General features: G+C 41.8%; 17 protein-coding genes, 2 pseudogenes and 1 riboswitch. Of the genes and pseudogenes, 8 read left to right on the plus strand and 11 right to left on the minus strand.

Annotated features, from left to right (window positions below; genetic code table 11):
• Positions 1-339 precede the first annotated feature (339 nt).
• From panF to queF, 3 genes are all read right to left on the minus strand, one after another.
• Positions 340-1,782 (minus strand): sodium/pantothenate symporter, encoded by a 1,443-nt coding sequence (gene panF / locus NCCP133_RS10695; RefSeq protein ID WP_264804947.1) that lies wholly within the window; start codon positions 1,780-1,782, stop codon positions 340-342.
• Entirely contained in the window at positions 1,779-2,063 is a 285-nt protein-coding gene (locus NCCP133_RS10700; RefSeq protein WP_264804948.1) for a YhdT family protein, read from the minus strand. The genes panF and NCCP133_RS10700 overlap by 4 nt, the downstream gene beginning before the upstream one ends.
• A gap of 422 nt (positions 2,064-2,485) precedes the next feature.
• Positions 2,486-2,983 carry a preQ(1) synthase gene (queF, locus tag NCCP133_RS10705; RefSeq protein WP_264804949.1) on the minus strand — a complete coding sequence of 166 codons (498 nt, stop codon included), beginning with the start codon at positions 2,981-2,983 and terminating at the stop codon, positions 2,486-2,488.
• Positions 2,984-3,094: 111 nt separating this feature from the next.
• A riboswitch (PreQ1 riboswitch) is annotated at positions 3,095-3,140 on the minus strand.
• 230 nt (positions 3,141-3,370) lie between these two features.
• Here queF and mscL point away from each other — a divergent pair.
• The 6 genes from mscL to NCCP133_RS10735 all read left to right on the plus strand — a co-directional run bounded on the left by mscL (position 3,371) and on the right by NCCP133_RS10735 (position 8,070).
• Positions 3,371-3,739: a large conductance mechanosensitive channel protein MscL gene (gene mscL / locus NCCP133_RS10710; protein WP_264804950.1), complete on the plus strand. Its 369-nt coding sequence runs from the start codon at positions 3,371-3,373 to the stop codon at positions 3,737-3,739.
• Positions 3,740-3,983: 244 nt separating this feature from the next.
• Positions 3,984-4,748 carry a gluconate 2-dehydrogenase subunit 3 family protein gene (locus NCCP133_RS10715; RefSeq protein ID WP_264804952.1) on the plus strand — a complete coding sequence of 255 codons (765 nt, stop codon included), beginning with the start codon at positions 3,984-3,986 and terminating at the stop codon, positions 4,746-4,748.
• Between the two features lie 26 nt (positions 4,749-4,774).
• Positions 4,775-6,484 (plus strand): GMC family oxidoreductase, encoded by a 1,710-nt coding sequence (locus tag NCCP133_RS10720; RefSeq protein WP_264804953.1) that lies wholly within the window; start codon positions 4,775-4,777, stop codon positions 6,482-6,484.
• 214 nt (positions 6,485-6,698) lie between these two features.
• Positions 6,699-6,917 carry a twin-arginine translocase TatA/TatE family subunit gene (tatA, locus tag NCCP133_RS10725; protein ID WP_264804954.1) on the plus strand — a complete coding sequence of 73 codons (219 nt, stop codon included), beginning with the start codon at positions 6,699-6,701 and terminating at the stop codon, positions 6,915-6,917.
• Between the two features lie 17 nt (positions 6,918-6,934).
• The gene (gene tatC / locus NCCP133_RS10730; protein ID WP_264804955.1) at positions 6,935-7,663 is read left to right on the plus strand and encodes a twin-arginine translocase subunit TatC; all 729 of its coding nucleotides are present in this window, start codon (positions 6,935-6,937) and stop codon (positions 7,661-7,663) included.
• Positions 7,664-7,728: 65 nt separating this feature from the next.
• The gene (locus NCCP133_RS10735) at positions 7,729-8,070 is read left to right on the plus strand and encodes a DUF3243 domain-containing protein (protein ID WP_264804956.1); all 342 of its coding nucleotides are present in this window, start codon (positions 7,729-7,731) and stop codon (positions 8,068-8,070) included.
• Positions 8,071-8,269: 199 nt separating this feature from the next.
• Here the strand turns inward: NCCP133_RS10735 and NCCP133_RS10740 are convergent, their stop codons facing one another.
• The 7 genes and pseudogenes from NCCP133_RS10740 to NCCP133_RS10775 form a co-directional block, all read right to left on the minus strand.
• Complete coding sequence (locus NCCP133_RS10740) at positions 8,270-8,551, minus strand: hypothetical protein (RefSeq protein WP_264804957.1); 282 nt, start codon at positions 8,549-8,551, stop codon at positions 8,270-8,272.
• 75 nt (positions 8,552-8,626) lie between these two features.
• A pseudogene (locus tag NCCP133_RS10745) lies at positions 8,627-9,264 on the minus strand (metallopeptidase TldD-related protein).
• Positions 9,201-9,980, minus strand: coding sequence for a TldD/PmbA family protein (locus NCCP133_RS10755; protein WP_264804961.1), 780 nt, complete (start codon positions 9,978-9,980; stop codon positions 9,201-9,203). Before NCCP133_RS10755 ends, NCCP133_RS10745 begins: the two are co-directional and overlap by 64 nt.
• A gap of 1 nt (position 9,981) precedes the next feature.
• Positions 9,982-11,374, minus strand: a pseudogene (locus NCCP133_RS10760) (TldD/PmbA family protein).
• 323 nt (positions 11,375-11,697) lie between these two features.
• Positions 11,698-13,209 carry a cardiolipin synthase gene (gene cls / locus NCCP133_RS10765; RefSeq protein ID WP_264804962.1) on the minus strand — a complete coding sequence of 504 codons (1,512 nt, stop codon included), beginning with the start codon at positions 13,207-13,209 and terminating at the stop codon, positions 11,698-11,700.
• A gap of 158 nt (positions 13,210-13,367) precedes the next feature.
• Complete coding sequence (locus tag NCCP133_RS10770) at positions 13,368-13,541, minus strand: hypothetical protein (protein ID WP_264804963.1); 174 nt, start codon at positions 13,539-13,541, stop codon at positions 13,368-13,370.
• Between the two features lie 628 nt (positions 13,542-14,169).
• Positions 14,170-14,682 (minus strand): acyl-CoA thioesterase, encoded by a 513-nt coding sequence (locus NCCP133_RS10775; protein WP_264804964.1) that lies wholly within the window; start codon positions 14,680-14,682, stop codon positions 14,170-14,172.
• A 154-nt stretch (positions 14,683-14,836) separates the two neighbouring features.
• Here NCCP133_RS10775 and NCCP133_RS10780 point away from each other — a divergent pair, with 154 nt between their 5' ends.
• Together NCCP133_RS10780 and NCCP133_RS10785 are read left to right on the plus strand one after the other, a co-directional pair.
• Complete coding sequence (locus tag NCCP133_RS10780; RefSeq protein ID WP_264804965.1) at positions 14,837-15,409, plus strand: TetR/AcrR family transcriptional regulator; 573 nt, start codon at positions 14,837-14,839, stop codon at positions 15,407-15,409.
• A 77-nt stretch (positions 15,410-15,486) separates the two neighbouring features.
• The gene (locus NCCP133_RS10785; protein WP_264804967.1) at positions 15,487-16,443 is read left to right on the plus strand and encodes an SDR family NAD(P)-dependent oxidoreductase; all 957 of its coding nucleotides are present in this window, start codon (positions 15,487-15,489) and stop codon (positions 16,441-16,443) included.
• A 12-nt stretch (positions 16,444-16,455) separates the two neighbouring features.
• Here the strand turns inward: NCCP133_RS10785 and NCCP133_RS10790 are convergent, their stop codons facing one another.
• Positions 16,456-17,397 carry a magnesium transporter CorA family protein gene (locus NCCP133_RS10790; protein ID WP_264804968.1) on the minus strand — a complete coding sequence of 314 codons (942 nt, stop codon included), beginning with the start codon at positions 17,395-17,397 and terminating at the stop codon, positions 16,456-16,458.
• Between the last annotated feature and the right edge of the window lie 135 nt (positions 17,398-17,532).

Raw genomic sequence — 17,532 nt, forward strand, 5'->3', positions numbered from 1 at the left:
AGGGATAGTTTCTACAAATCTACCAATATGCTCATTTTTTTATAAAAATAAGCATTTCCTTTCATATCCTCGGTTTAAGGCTTTTCTCCTGCTTCAATCAAACGTTTGATTGAATTTGGTTCTTGCCAGGGATACCAAAGAAAAGTGCAATGCGCCTTGTCCACCCCCTACAAGCATCAGACGAGCCGGCTGAAAAGGTTGTTTTTTAACCTTTTGGAAGGATTGGCTTAGACTCGAGAGCCGATGGCGCCTCGAGCTAGACAGTTATCTAAGTTCAAAACGATATTAATTCTGCAATCACAAAAAGTCAGGTCCCGTCCTTGCGAAACCTGTCCCTTTCTAAATTTCTGCTACTTCAGCTGATGATTTTCCGGTAAATAGGCTTACCGCTACATATGTCAGCAGCGAAAATAAAATAGGCATAACGACTGTATTCATGCCAAACGCGTTTGGGTAGAAGGTATGAAAAAGAATATAAGAGCCTGTCCCTGCAATCATGGAGGCTACCGCTCCATACCGATTGCCTCTCCCCCAATACAAACCAAGCACAACCGGCCAAATGAAGGCTGCCTCCAGCCCTCCAAAAGAAAACAGATTTAGCCAGATCAGCAGGTCAGGCGGACTTAGCGCCATTAGGAACACCAGGATTCCTAACAGGGCGGTAACGCTAAAGCTCATTTTTTTAATTGTGCCCTCTTTCGCATCAGGCTTAATATAATTCATATATACATCCTTCACAATGGCCGAACTTACAAGCAGCAATAAGGAATCTACTGTCGACATGATTGCTGCCATCGGAGCAGCGAGTACAATCCCTGCAAGCCACGGAGGCAGCACTTCCATTGCTATCAATGGCATTACCTTATCCCCTAATTCAATTCCCGGCAGAATCGGACGGGCGAAGACGCCGATCAGATGCATGCCGAGCATAATGGAGCCAACCACCACTGTTCCAATAATAATCGCACGATGCATGGCTTTCGCATTTTTATAGGACATTGCCCTCACCGCAACTTGAGGAAGGCCAACCACGCCAACTCCTACTAAAATCCAGAAGGACGAAACGTACATAGGTGTCAGTCCCCCATCAAAGCCAAATGGGGTAATAAGATTCGGATTCTCTGCAGAGAGGTCATTAATAATAGTGGTAATGCCTCCCCCCGCTGCGATTATTGCAATTAGCAGGATCAGCGTTCCGATAAACATGATCGCTCCCTGGACTGCATCAGTCACCGCTACAGCCCGAAACCCTCCGATCACGACATAAACCAAAACAGATGCTGCAAAAATAAACAGAGCAGACAGATAGCTTAATCCCGTTAAAGACTCAATTAATCTTGCACCGCCTACCCACTGCGCCGCCATAGCAGAAAACAGGAAGACGATAATGCTTAGAGCCGAAAGCCAGACTACCCATTTGCTGTTGTATCGTTCTTTAAGAAAATCGATGAGCGTGACCGCATTATACTTCCGTGCTGAGATGGCAAACTTCTTCCCTAAAACCATGAGGACGAAATAGCCTGTAACCACCTGTGACATGGCCAGCAAAACCCATCCGAGCCCTTGCGTATAAGCAACGCCGGGCCCGCCGATAAAACTGCTCGCACTGCCATAGGTAGCTATCATCGTCATGGCCAGAATAAAGCCGCCCAGCTGCCTTCCGCCCAGGAAGTAATCCTGAAGAAATGAATTTCCCGATTGAATATGTCTGCTGGACCAGAAACCAATAATAAAGATGACGACTAAAAAAATGAGCAGTGGAGCCGCAACTTCCCAGTTCATTCGGAATCGCCCCCTTCCTGCTGATCTTCAAAAGGAACTTCTTTAAAAAAGAACTTTACAGCAATCGCGACAAGTACAACCATTATGAGAAAACCAACTACACAGCTATAGAAGAACCATGCCGGCAATCCAAATATGTATGTATATTCCTCTGCCGGGCCCGAGCCCATTCCATAAGCAAATCCGTACCACCATATAAAATTAAATAGAACAAGCCCTATTCCGATCCACGCTTCTTTTTCGGCAATTTTAAAGCGAGGGTCTTTTTTATGTACCTTCATCTTATCCCCCCTTTAATGCTTTCTTATAGTATGTATGAAATCAAAGTTATTCTTACATCTGTTTCCTATTAATATACAGAATATTCCTTAAACATAATCCCATTAATGCCTTTTTTCTGCAACAAAAAAAAGCAGATTGCTCTGCTTTTTTGATATTAGGTCAAAATGGGGCTTTAGGCAAGCATACAGTGCCCTATTTATTTCTCCACAAGCACGTTCTTTTTTGCCATTTTAGCGAATAAATAGACTAAAGGTGCATCAGCAGCCGCTGCGATAAACGTATAAGTATATTGCGTGGCAATCATCCCCAGTAATGCGCTGAGCAGCATGTGCCATAGAAGGCAATTAGAAAGAACACGGTTGAATCAATCAGCTTTCTCTCGAAACCGTGGGTAGATCACAGCAAAGAAATCTCCTTCACATTAACGATTGTCAATGGTCTCCGGATAAAGGTCATGGTTCATCAAGCGGTAATCCGCCATCTTCTCATATTTCGTTCCCAGCTTCCCATAATTGCAATAAGGGTCAATGGAAATGCCGCCTCTCGGTGTAAACTTGCCCCAAACCTCAATATAGCGCGGATCCATCAGTTCGATTAAATCGTTCATGATGATATTCATGCAATCTTCATGAAAATCGCCATGGTTTCTAAAGCTGAAAAGATATAGCTTTAATGATTTGCTTTCAACCATTTTCTGATCTGGAATATAGCTGATGTAAATGGTCGCAAAATCCGGCTGTCCCGTTTTCGGGCAAAGACTCGTAAACTCAGGGCAATTGAACTTTACAAAATAATCACGGTTCGGATGCTTATTATCAAACGCTTCCAAAATCTCAGGCGAATATTCAAATAGATATTTTGTGCCCTGGTTACCCAATAGTGAAATATCCGTTAATTCCTCATCTTTTCTTCCTGACATAAAAAAAGCCTCCCTTTATATCAATCCCTCGAATTCAAAGAGAGATCCCAAACATAGCCTGAAAAAACAAAAACCATATCCTCTTTTGGATATGGTTGATTTTGTATAATCAAAGCCATAGTTTTTTATAGAGGGTGAAGCTATGAACCTCTCCCGTTCACACGGGAATATTCTAAATGCAATTGTCATAGTTACTATAGAGAAAAAGCTTGTTTCTGTCAACGGATATTTTAGGAAAGAATACAGTGTGGATTGAGGCTATCACATAATAGAGGTTTGCTTTAATTATTAGCGGTGATCCTCTTCAAAGAACCAATGACTGTTGCATCTGGCTTCCTCTTATTCTTCATAGTATAATTACGTTAATTTGCAAAAAGGAGAAAAAGTATGTGGAATGAATTTAAGAAATTTGCTTTAAAAGGGAATGTTTTAGATTTGGCTGTTGCGGTAGTCATCGGAGCTGCTTTTGGAAAAATTGTATCTTCCCTCGTAGATGATATTATTATGCCGCTTGTCGGACTTCTTTTAGGAGGAATTGATTTTTCGGATTTGATTCTCAAGGTCGGCAGCGCTGAAGTAAAATACGGATTGTTTATCCAAAATATTGTTGATTTTCTGATTATCGCATTTTCAATTTTTATGGTTGTCAGAACGATTAACCGATTCAAAAAGAAAGAGGCTGCGAAGCCGGCACCAGTGGTGGATAAGAATGTCGAGCTTTTAACAGAAATCAGGGATTTATTAAAAAATAAATAAAGATGTGAAACTTTATGCAAATCGTACCCCCTTAGGTTGTCCGTCATCGGACTTAAAAAAGGTGCAGACCAATCGGTTTGCACCTTTTTTTAATGCCTCCCAAAAACCTTCTTTCGTATCTTTCCTCCCCTAAATCCCTAAATTTAACTAAAGAAATCTCAATATCTGTAAAAAAGTTTTCAAAAACTGTTTAGATCAGTATATCTTTCTCCATAATGGCAATTAAAAGGAGGTTTCTTTATATATGTCTGAGCATGAACAAAAACAAGAATCAACCATGTCCCGCAGGAGATTCATCCGCAATTCCGGGTTAGTTGCTGGAGGCTTGGTAGGAGGCGGTATTCTTGGCGGCCTGATTGGCGCGAATATGAAGAAAGATGAAGAAGTCAGTGATACAGGCGGGCACGGAAATGGACATGACCAGGTTGCATACCAGCAGTCACCCTTATATTTCACAAACCCTGAGACATTTGGAATCCTGCAGGCAGCTGTCGAAAGAATTTATCCTAAGGATGAGAATGGCCCTGGGGCAAATGATTTGGATGTTCCGTTTTTTATCGACCATCAGCTTGCGGGCTCATGGGGAAACAATACGAGGGAATATATGCAGGGTCCATTTTTCCCTGGGTCAAACTTCCAGGGTTACCAATCTCCCTTAAAACGGCATGAAGTATTTGATGTCGGCCTTGCCGCCCTGCAAACCTACAGCCGTGATAAATATAATAAACCTTTCGCTGAACTAGAGGGTGAACAGCAGGATGAAATTCTCACAGCCTTTGAAGAGGACAAAGTTAAGCTTCGGGGTGTTACGTCCAGGACATTTTTTAATATTCTCCGGGCTGCAACCATTGAAGGGGTCTATGCAGATCCTGCCTATGCCGGAAACAAGAATATGGAAGGCTGGAAAATGAAGGACTTTCCCGGCCATCAGATGAGCTATATTAATCAAATTGAATCGGAAAAATTTGTTGAAATTAAACCGAACAGTCTCCATTCATATACGAAATAGAAATATCTCTTAAGGAAGTGATGAAGATGGCTAAAACATTGCCAAAAACAGATGCAGTCATTGTAGGAGTGGGATGGGCCGGAGGAATCATTGCGGCTGAGCTCGGTAAACAAGGTTTAAATGTAGTCGGTCTCGAACGGGGTAAAGAGCGTGGTGTTAAGGACTACTATGTTGTCCATGATGAACTTCGCTATGGAATCCGCTATGAATTAATGCAGGATCTTTCAAGAGAAACGATTACTTTCCGCAATCATGCAAAGGAAAGATCCCTTCCAATGCGGCAGCTTGGCTCCTTTTTGCTTGGCGAGGGACTTGGAGGATCTGGTGTTCACTGGAATGGGCATACTTTCCGTTTTCTTCCGTATGACTTTGAAATTAAGTCGCAGACGGTTAAAAAATATGGAGCAGCAAAGATTAAAGGTCTTCAGGTTCAGGATTGGGGCATTACATACGATGAATTGGAGCCCTATTTCTACGAATTTGAAAAAGCCGCAGGGATTAGCGGAGAAGAAGGCGAGCTAGGGCCAAAGAGAGCGAATCCATTCCCAAATCCTCCAATGAAAGAAACACCCATTACGGCAAGATTTAAAGAGGCAGCAAAATCATTGGGGATGAAACCTTACCATATGCCATCCGGCAATATGAGCCAGGCTTATGAAAATCAGTATGGAGCCAAGCTCGCTCAGTGTCAGTATTGTGCATTTTGCGAACGCTTCGGCTGTGAATATGGAGCAAAGGCGGATCCCACCGTGGCCGTCATTCCGTTTGCCAAAGAAACGGGAAATGTGGATATCCGCAACTTTGCGAATGTAACAGAAATTATTCATGACGGCAAAAAAGCAACCGGTGTGCGCTATGTTGATGTGCAAACAAAGGAAGAATTCATTCAGCCGGCAGAAATGGTCATTTTGACCAGCTATGTCATGAACAACACCCGGCTTCTTTTGACATCTAAACTGGGACGTCCTTACAATCCTGACACAGGCACTGGGGTAATTGGAAAGAACTATTGTTATCAGATCCTTCCAGGTTCAGCAGGTTTTTTTGATGAGGAGCAGTTTAATACTTTTATGGGGGCCGGTGCTCTTGGTGCCACTGTTGATGATTACAATGGAGACAATTTTGACCACTCCGATCTCGACTTTATCCATGGCGGCTCCATATCCATCAACCAATCCGGGTACCGCCCCATCCAATATAATATGGTACCGACTGATACACCGAAATGGGGCAGCAAGTTTAAGGAAAATTCCATCAAATATTTTACTCGGGCATTGAGCATTGGGACGCAGGGAGCTTCCATGCCTGTGCAGCACAATTTTATGGATCTGGATCCTTCTTATAAAGATGCTTACGGACTTCCGCTGCTTCGTCTGACATACGACTTCACCGAACAGGATAAAAATCTTTATAACTATATTGGAAAAATCACTGATAAGATCATGAAGGAAATGGGACCGTCAAAAATTAATGACAGGCAGCAGCTGGAACATTACGATATCGTCCCATATCAGACAACACACAATACCGGCGGTGTCATCATGGGGGCTGAGCCCGAAACATCAGCTGTGAACAATTATTTGCAAATGTGGGATGCAGAAAATGTCTTTGTCATTGGCGCATCTGCTTTCGCTCATAACGGGGGCTATAATCCGACAGGAACAGTTGGGGCACTCGCATACCGTGCTGCAGAAGGAATCATTAAATACAGCAAAGAAGGCGGCCTGCTTGCATAAGAAGGCGCAGGGCGCCTTGCCCACGAAGGAACGCAGACTAAGAACGCCACGTCCTGTGGCAACGTCTGCATGGCCCGCATCCTCCTAAAAGCAAACGCTTTTAGTTCTTCTATGATGAAGCTGCGGAAGCGTTCCTTGTGGAGCTAGACAGTTCTCGAAGTTCAAACGAAAACTAACTTACCTTTTAAGAATTTCACAAAAAGGAGGGAAAGTCATGGGGCTTTCAAATATCGGAATTCCTGGATTGATTATTATCCTGGTCATTACTTTAATTATCTTTGGGCCAAAAAAGCTTCCTGAGATCGGGTCAGCCTTTGGAAGGACCCTATCAGAATTCAAAAAATCTGCTAAAGATATTATGAGCGATGATGATGAACCTGATTCAAAAGCACGTTCAATTGAAACGGCTGACCAGAAGGATAAACCGCTTTAATAGGAGGGTTTATTATTATGAAAACGGAAGAACAAACCCTTGTAGAGCATTTAACAGATCTGAGAAAAGTGCTGATTCGGTCACTGCTGTTCTTTATCATTTGCTTTATCTTATGTCTGTTTTTTATAAACAGATTGATACCTATACTTGCAAATGAACATGAGCTTGTTATGCTTGGACCGCTGGATGTCATTAAACTGTACACAGGAATTGCAGGGAGCATCAGCCTTGGGCTTTCGCTTCCTTTTATCTCCTATCAGATCTGGCTATTTGTGAAGCCTGCATTAACTGAAAAAGAAAGCAAAGTATCCTTACTATTTTTCCCGGCTATTCTCTTCAGCTTCATTGGCGGTCTTGGCTTTGGCTTTTTTATTATTTTTCCCGCCATTTATCAATTTTTAATGCTTTTGGGAGAATCACACTTTGCCATGATGATCACTGCCAGAGAGTATTTTTCCTTTCTGCTTATGTCGACCATCCCTTTTGGTTTTCTTTTTGAAGTGCCTTTGCTGTTATTGTTTCTGACAACGATCGGCATTGTCACACCAGCCATGCTCAGCTCGCTGCGAAAATATGCTTATTTGATCATGGCTGTAGTTTCAGCCCTTATTACACCTCCGGATTTATTTTCACAAATTCTTGTCCTAGTGCCACTGATTGGGCTGTATGAAATAGGTGTTATTTTGTCTAAAGTAACATTTAAAAAATTGAAAGCTGTTCAGGAATCGCCATCCAGCGAGATCTGACAATTTTAAGTTTGCTCCCAAATGGATATTGAATAAAAAAACTTTCTTTTGGGAGGTCTGTAAAAATGGATGAACAAGAACATGTAATCAAACAAGATGGTGAATTGGATTCAAGCAATGTAAGCAAGGCAATGGACCGAATCTCTAATGAAAGAGCTGAAGATATTTTAAGCAGCTTCGATGAGTTTAAAAGCTATCTAAGCGAAAGATTCGAACTCGGCAAAAAATTGGGATTAAATGAAGAACAGCTTGCGGTCACTGCAGAGAAAGTTGCTGCTTACCTCGCTGAAAACGTAAATCCCAGAAACAGTGAAGAACAGCTGCTGAAAGAATTATGGAAGGTTGGAGATGAAGAGGAAAGGCATAAACTCGCACATATGCTAGTCCGCCTGACAGAACAGGCATAACGTTAAATAATGGGCCGGAATTGTCTGCAAGTGACAATTCCGGCTTATTTTTCGCAGTCTAACGAGCAGTAAAACTCCCCCTTCAGGACTCAGAATAATCGAAGGCGGATAAGTAAGAGTCCAACTGCCCGTAAAGGCCCGAATGGTTCAACTAACAAATCATTAAGGGATAAAGCCCCCCAATGATTGAAGTTTCACTTTACTGCTTAAGTTCTTTATACAGACTAATGAATTGCCTGGGTTCGGACTTTACATGAAAGGAGTATAACCCTCTATTTGTATGAAGATAGAGAAAGCCAATATCCGAATTGGAAGACCTATATGACATATCCCATACTTCATCAAGAAGGAATTTTTCAGTTGGCGAGATTATGTGATCCTCATACAGATGAAGATAGTGTTTCTGTTCTATATACTGCTGCTGATTCCAATCAATCGTCCGGCTGACAATGATAAACGGATGGGAAGCAATTAGTTTCACATGGAACCTCCAGTATTGAAAAGGTATGCTTCCATTGAACCATAATGATGAAACGGATTCAAATGAGTGAATTTCTTACTCCACCGTTACATCAAGCTCTTTTATCAGTGATGGCGATCCAATATAGCCCGCGGCCATGAATCCCATGGAGAATTCCAAGTCAGATCCAATCGCTTCGATATTGTTCAGCAGCTCATAGAAATTGCCCGCAATGGTCGTTTGATTGACAGCGTTTTGGACTTTTCCGTCTCTGACGAAGTACCCGTTTGCTGCAATGGAGAAGTCGCCAGATACCGTATTCGCACCGGAATGAAGTCCGGACAGCTCAGTTATGATGATCCCTTCAGAAATAGAGGAAACCAATTCATTATAGTTCTTATCAGTTGGAACGACATGAAGATTCGTTGGAGCTACCGCTAACGCTCCTTTATAAGAGGCTTTGTAGGCATTGCCTGTTGATTCAACGCCTTCCTTCTGCGCTGTTTTGCGGTTATACAGCAGCGATACAAGTTTGCCGTCTTTCACAACTTCTTTTTTGACGGTGGCCACCCCTCGCTATCAAAGTTTGAGCTGAGCAGCCCTTCTTCCAAATAGGGATTGTCCACAATATTCAATGATGGCACCGCAATCCTTTCGCCCGTTTTTCCTTTTAAAGCGGATTGTCCTTTTGAGTATTTTCCGCTGAGAAAATAGGTGTGAAGGTTTGCAGTAATGCACTCGCCGCACCGTTCCGCAGCAGAACTGGGTAGTTTTTGCTTTCTGCACTTTGAGGATCTAGCTGGGACAATGCCTCTTCAATAGCATGTTTTGCGATTTTTTCGGGTTTTAAGATCGAGAAGTCCCTTGTAATTTTAGAGTATTCTCCATTTTTCACCTGATCCCCCTGCTTTACGATCACGGATACATAAATGCCGATATGATTTTTCTTTTCACGGAGATTCAGGCCTTTGCTGTTCATAATAGCCCTTTCCGTTTCACCGCTGTTTAACATAAAATAATCGGTTCCTGTAACCCGCTCATCATAAGCATAAATATACTTCTCAATTTCCTTAAGCAAATTAATTTTTTCAGGAATCGTAACTTCAGCGAGATTCGTTGAATAGAAGTTTCCTTCTTCATATTGCCCGCTGCCGCTAAATATTTCTTCCTGCACGTCATCTTCTATGAATTGGGCGTTTTCCTTCGCATTTTCGATAAGAAAGGAGAGGGATTCTTCATCTAGCTTTTCTGTAAAGGCATAGCCCATCTTGCCCTCGTAAAGCCCTCGGAAGCAGGTTCCGAACACTTCCGAAGTATCGTAAGAATCGATTTCACCTTTATACAGCTCACAGGCAAACTTTTCATCCCTCTCATAATAAAGCTCCATATCGGTAAATCCATGCTGCTTTCCCAGCTGAAAAAGCTTCTCCTTGAATTCCAGCAAATTCATTCTATTCGTCCCCCTTTCTTCCGCCTACAGTCATTTCGCTCACACGAATCATCGGCTGGCCAACATTCACAGGGATGCTGCCGCTCTGAGACCCGCACATGCCAGCTCCGTGATCCAGATTATTTCCGACCATATCAACTAGCTGAAGGGTCTTGGGACCATTTCCAATTAAGGTAGCACCTTTGAGCGGTTTCCCGATTTTTCCATCCTTTACAAGGTATGCTTCCATAACGGCGAAATTATAATCGCCAGTAGTTGTGTTTACTTGTCCGCCTCCCATGTATTTCGTATAGATGCCATGCTCCGTGTTCGAAATAATCTCTTCGGGAGTGGACTTACCATTGGCGATATACGTATTCGTCATCCTCGAGGTCGGTGCAAAGCGGTAGGACTGCCTTCTTCCTGACCCAGTGGACTCCATGCCCATTCTGCGCCCGTTAAATTTATCTATCAAGTAACCTTTTAAAATACCATTTTCAATCAGCACATTTTTACGTGCTTTTTCACCTTCATCATCAATCGTGAGGGATCCCCACTCATTGGCGATGGTGCCGTCATCAATATATGTAACGGCATCAGAAGCCACTTTTTCTCTTATCCTGTTCGCAAAAACAGAGTTCTCTTTTGCAACAGATGTCGCTTCAAGACCATGTCCGCAGGCTTCATGGAAAATAACCCCGCCGAATTCATTATCAATGATGACCGGGAATTTCCCCTCGGGCATGGGCCTGCGCCAAGCATCGTAACCGCAATACGGGAAGCTTCATTTGCATAATGTTCGAGATTCAGATTCTCCATAAATTCAAAACCTTTGTGGGCACCAGGACCGTAGAATCCAGGCTGCATTTGATTCCCTTCTACAGCAATGGATTGGATCGCAAGCCGGCTGCGCACTCTGCGATCTTCTACCAACTTGCCCTCCGAGTTGGCAATCAGCACATTTTGCTCTTCATCCAGGTATCTTACTGTTACCTGCTGAATGCTGTTATGATAATTTTTCGCAATCTCGTAAGCCTTTTTCATCACCTCTGCTTTGCGGAGCTTTTCGACTTCACGCGGGTTTAGAGAAATGGGATGCGCCGGCTGTATGATATCTTTGTGCAGCTGGGATGGCTGGATGGCGGTATTTCCTTTAATCGCTTGTGCAGCATTTCCCGCTGCTTTCAGCAAACCTTCCTTTGAGCCATCCGTTGTATAGGCATAAATACTTTGAAGGCCTTTGAATACGCGAATGCCAATCCCATAATCCCTGCCTGATAAACTGCTCTCAATTTTCCCGCCCTGCAAGGCCAGATTATTTGTAAAACGGTTCTCAACAAATATACTTCCGCAAAATCCCCGCCAGTGGCAAGTGCGGCCGCTATCACATCTTCAATAATTGATTGTGAAAGCATGAACCCCCCTTTATTTCTAATTTTTCAAACTATTCTAATCATATCGCACTGATAATCATTTTAGTATGACTATTTCCTTTTTTGACCAATAAGGAAAATGATTGTGCCTCGGTCTGGAGACCTAAATGGTTCTTTTGGCAGTTGGCGGTTGAGCTATTTGCAGATTAGGCAAAAGTATTTGCAAAATTGATCAGTCTATTCGCCTTTTCCCCTTGCCTAATTGCAGATTCGGGCAGTCTATTTGCAGGACTGAGGCCTCTATTTGCAAAGTTTTGAACTCCATGAAAAAAGGAGCCTTACATTAGGCACCTTTAAGGATTCCTCTATAACACCCCTGAAAATAGCCGGGCGAATGATTCTTTCGATCTTTCGATAAAGCCCCGTTTATAATACTGAACAGGGCTTATTTTAACGCTCTCTTCCATGTCCTCTTCATAATGGGCGACAAGATCGCGAATGGAGCTTGTGCCGTATAGCAAAACATTGACTTCAAAGTTGAGATGGAAACTGCGCATATCCATATTGGCCGTTCCAATTGAAGCGAGAATTCCATCAACGATAATAATTTTCTGGTGCAAAAATCCTTTTTTGTACGAATAGATTTCCACTCCGTACCGCAGGAGCTCCGGGAAGTACGATCGGCTTGCGTACTGGGTCAGAAAGCTGTCGTTCACTTCCGGAACCAGGATGCGCACCTCCACCCCTTTGGCTGCTGCAACCCGCAACGCTGTTCGGATGGATTCATCAGGCACAAAATAGGGTGTAGCAATCCATATGGATTTCGTGGCACAGGAGATCATGGAGTAATACAAATCACTCATGATTCCCTGCTGTGTATCAGGCCCGCTCGCCACCACCTGAACCGCTCCATCCAGGACATCATCGTCAATTGGATACTTTACATTTCTGTACTCCCCAAGCACTTCTTCCTTGCTGACATACTCCCAATCCAGCAAAAATACCGTATGGAGCGTGTAAACGGCCTCGCCTCTAAGAACCATATGTGTATCACGCCAGAAACCAATTTTTTCGTCTTCCCCCAAGTATTCTATGCCGACATTAAGGCCGCCTACAAAGCCGACCTTTCCATCAATGACAACAATCTTGCGGTGATTGCGGAAGTTGAATTTCTGGTTGAAGAATCCATATTTCAAAGGAGAGAATGGCCTCACTTTAATGCCTGCATCTTCCATTGATTGCAGATCCTCCAGGGAAATGCCCATGCTGCCTGCCGCATCAAAAATAAAGAGGACTTGTACACCCTGTTTGGCTTTATCAATTAAAATATTGATAATTTCTTTTCCAAGCCGGTCTGACCGGAAAATATAATATTCTATGTGAATAAACTCTTCTGCCTCATGCAGCTTTTTTTTCATTTCATGAAAGGTTTCCTCGCCGTTTTTTAGAATCTTTGCCCTCGAATTGACGCTTAAAGGTGTCAGCGCTACGTTATTTGCAAACTTCGCAAAACACTGCTGGCTGTCCTGCATAAAAGTAATGTCGGGAGTATCCTCTCTCTTCATCAGTCTTTTCCATTCATCCCGATCCCTGCTCCTTTTGCTTTTAAAAAGGTAGCCTTTTAGATAAAGCTGTCCGGAAAACAAGTAGAACAAATAGCCAAACACCGGAAAGAACACGAGAACATACATCCATAAAAGAGTCTGATGAGGAGTGCGGTTTTCAAGCATGATGGAATAGGCGCTAATTATAATAGCTGCCCCATACAAAATGGCAGCACCTGCTTTGATGAGTGTGCCGGCATCTGTAAAAAATAGCGTATAAGTTGATGCGATCAAGATAAATACAAATATTGATTCAACTCTCCGTCTTCTCATTTTCCACTTCTCCAACTCTAAAAAGATAACATATGAAGTTCTTATACCCTGTTTGATGACCAAAAGAAACCCTGCACCCTTAGCTTTTCCCATTTTTAGGAGATGAAAGCATTATTCGGCAAAAAAAGAAGCCTTGCTCATTGTAAAGCAATGCTTCATCATTGGCCGCCGCCGGTATAATGGTTGTCGCCCATCGTATAATTTGTGCTCTCCCCAGGCTTTTCATTGGGGCTAATGCCCTTTTGCAATGTGTTGTTTATCTTCTTGCGTTTGCGGTCAATTCCGTAGGCAAACACCAGGGTTGCAATGATTAAACCAAATAAAACGCCCATCTTCCGTCCCCCTTTTTATATGATATTCATCATCGGCAAACCTTTGCCTTATTATTCGGGACGAATGTCTTTTTTCCTCTAAAAAAGAGGGCCATATAGGCAGCCCTCTTCCTTACATTTACTTTCTCATATTTTCCGGGTCCTTCAAACGGTTTTGCTGGTCTGGCATTCGTTCCTGATCTTTTAGTGATTTCTGCATGTCCTGCTCTGACTGCTGTTCTTTTACAACATCTTTTAAATCTTTACTGTTTTTTGTGACATTGTAATCCCTCCTATTGTTTTTGGTATTCCTTTTTCCCTCCTGAAGGCAGAAAAAACTGCTTTCTAAGTTAATATTCTGAAAGTTAAATCTATTAAACTAAAGGCATGTATATAAAAAGGTTCAAATTACATATCAAGGAAAAAATGAGGAGTTATTTTTTTACAATTAAAAACTTCTTTAACTCGATGATCCCCCTTTTCGATAGATGACTTCCCTTTGTAAAAATGTGAAAGCTGTTTGGGAGAAACAGCGTCAGGCGCTATTCCTCCCCATACAAAGGCTAATTTGTCTTCAAGTTCCAATCTGATGCGATTTCCGTTGAGATAACAGCATGCATCACTCTTGAACCCATATTTTCCTCCTTTTCTACCAAGGCAGGCCTGTGCCGAATTTCTTCGCCCTGGCTTCACTGTCTTTCCTGCGCTTTTTACGGATTTCCGCCCGCTCCTTCGCTGTTTCATATAAGTTTTTTTCTTCATCTGTTTCAGGTACAACTGTTGGTATCGGAGTGGGCTTTCCGTTTTCATCAACAGCAACCATCGTCAAAAATGACATGGCACATACATTTCGATCCCCAGTAATCAAATCTTCTGCGATGACTTTCACGAAAATCTCCATGGATGTCCGGCCTGTATAAGTTACGAATGCCTCTAGGCAAACCGAGTTGCCTTCATAAACAGGATGCAGGAAGTCGACTGAATCCGTTGATGCTGTGACCACATTGTTTCTTCCATGACGCATAGCGGCAATGGCAGCCACATCATCAATATAAGCCATTAACTTGCCACCAAATAATGTTCCGTATGTATTGGTGTCAGGGGGCAGGACGATGCTGGTTTTTACTGTAAAAGATTCTCTGCATGTTTTTGTTTCATTCATGGTGTTTTCCTCCTGAAAAATATTTTTCTTAAAGCATATCAAAAGCTGACAGTTAATAAAAATAATTTGGAATGATTATCAAAAAGAGTTGCCAAATATTTCCCCAACGGCATATAATTTTATTGACCGGTGTTCAATAACGAAAGGTGATTTCATGAGTCCCAGAAAAGCAGCACACGATGAACTAACAAAAGTAGCGATTATCACAGTAGCCCGTGACTTGTTTGTCAAAGAAGGGTACTCAGCCGCATCCATGAGAAAAATTGCGGATATTCTCCACTGCAGCCACGGAGCCATCTATTATCATTTCAAAAATAAAGCACAGTTATTTTATGAAATGGTTGAAGCCGATTTCCAGCAACTTAATCAAGTGCTTGAAAGCGTCCTGTCAGAATCTGCTGACACAAATGAACAGAAGCTATACAACATTCTCTACCGCTATATCGAGTTTGGCCTAACCCACCAAAAGCATTATGAATTAATGTTTTTGATACGCGATAATGATGTGAAAAGCTACCTCCAAGAAGGACCAAACAACAGCTATCTGCAATTTGCCCAATCAATTAACTCGCTTTCTGCCAAACCGCTTTCTATCAAGGAGACATGGTCAATATTTTTAAGTATGCACGGTTTTGTCACGCATTATTGCAAATCAGAAACCAGCTTTGATGAAGTTAAAGAGCTTGCCGCTTCCCACGTAAACTTTTTAATAAAAGCAATTAGCTAAAGAAATAGAAATCTTCATTTCTTTTGTTTTGCCATTATTTGAACAGTGGTCAATAAAAACTGAAAAGGATGATTAAAATGATTAAAACTGCTTCAGTCCTTGGCGCTACAGGCGGTATGGGGTATGCTCTGACAGAGGCTCTTTGCCATAAAAATATCAGGACGATCGCGTTCGCTAGATCAGAAGAGAACTTGACTAAATACAAAGAAGAATGGGGTCCAAATGCGGAAATCTTTGCTGGAGATGCCCTGAAGCCAGCAGATATCGAAAAAGCGGTTTCTGAAGCAGATGCCGTTTTCCATGCGATCAATATCCCTTACCAGAACTGGGAACCGGCATTGTCTATCATCCTTGATAATATTCTGCACGTATGCCGCAAACATAAAAAGCCTTTTATCTATGTTGATAATATATACTCCTACGGTTTTCAAACCATGCCTGCCACAGAAACAGCAGACAGGGATCCTCACACAAAAAAAGGCCAGTTTCGCCAAACTTTAAGTGAGAAAATTAAGGGTGCTGCTGTCCCATACATCATCGCCCACTTTCCAGACTTTTACGGTCCGCATGCAGGGAACACTCTTTTACATTACACTTTCGAGCAAATTATTAATAAAAATAGAGGCTTATTTGTCGGTAAAACCGATATAGCCAGAGAATATATTTTTATTAAAGATGGAGCAAAGGCATTAACAGAGCTTGCTTTAAATGAAGAGGCATATGGCGAGACATGGAATATGCCCGGGGCAGGAACGATTACGGGTCAAGAAATTGCCCATATTGCCGCCCGGCATCTTAATAAAAAGGTCTCCTTTCACCCTGTCCATAAGTGGATGATCTGTGCCATTGGCATCTTTGATCCGATGATGAGGGAATATGCGGAATTGATGTATCTGAATGAAACGCCTGTTATTCTTGAGGGCAGCAAATACGAAAACCGCATAGGCTCCATTCCTAAAACAGCCTATGCGGATGGGATTAGGGAAACACTGGACTATATATTGCAAAACACAGAAAAGAGTGCCACTTTTTGACGGCACTCTTGTTTATTTGAAAAAAGAGTTCTTCTTTTTCCCCCTTAATATATCACCCATCCAGCCTTTTTTAATAAGCATGATATAGAGGGCTGCTGTTGAGCCGATAATTATTAAGAGTGACAGGGGATAACCAATCTTCCAGTCTAGTTCAGGCATATATTTGAAGTTCATGCCCCACAGGGCTCCCCATGATGCTACTGGTGTCATTAATGTTGTAATTACTGTCAGGGTTTTTACGATCTCATTTCCTCTGTGGTGGGAGACGATTTCCTCAAAGTTTACAAGAGTATCAATTTCCTGCTGATATTCTCGAATTAGTGTATCGCCCCTTTCAATTCTTTTACATGTCCTCTTAAATTCAATTTCTTTGCTAACGCCCTCTCCAAAGGCTTCTTCAATCCCCAATTTAATCTCTTTTACAGGGATAATTAAATTCTTCCAAACAAGAAGCTCATGTCTAAGCTGATAAATTTCTTCTAAAATTTCGATGCTGTTCTTTTTCTTTACTTTCCATAATAAATCATTCAATCGAAGTTCAAATTTGTCTATCTTTGTAATACTTTCACTCAGTACTTCACCTAATAAAACAAAAAAACCTTCAATGGCATTTTGGGTATAATCCATTTTTTTAAGCAAAGACTTTTCATCAACTGATTCAATAACAGTTGAATTAAAGTTAATTGTCACTAAAAAATCTCTGGCCAGAAAATAATGAAATAACTTATTTTCGTTTTGATCATCTATGGTTTGCTGATAAATAAGCGATCCGCTCATATACTCTTTGCCCTGGAGTGTTGTATTCATTTTCATTAAATTGGTTTTATTATCAGAAGTATTTTTAGCCCAATGCAATAGCGCATTCTTATAATCATTGTTAAAAGACTTATCAATTTCATTGGTATGGTCATAACGATACCATTTCCAATTGTTTTCTCTATATTCTTTCTCCATCTCCATCTCCCTTTCAGTCGGAGCATAATTCTACTAAATTTATAATTCCCTATCCTTATACTCAATAAAACCTAATAGAAAGAGTAATTTTTTCTTAAACTGGAAATGATATTTAGAGGCCAAAATGTTTTCACT

It is taken from the genome of Cytobacillus sp. NCCP-133 (assembly GCF_026011715.1).
GTDB lineage: Bacteria > Bacillota > Bacilli > Bacillales > Cytobacillaceae > Cytobacillus.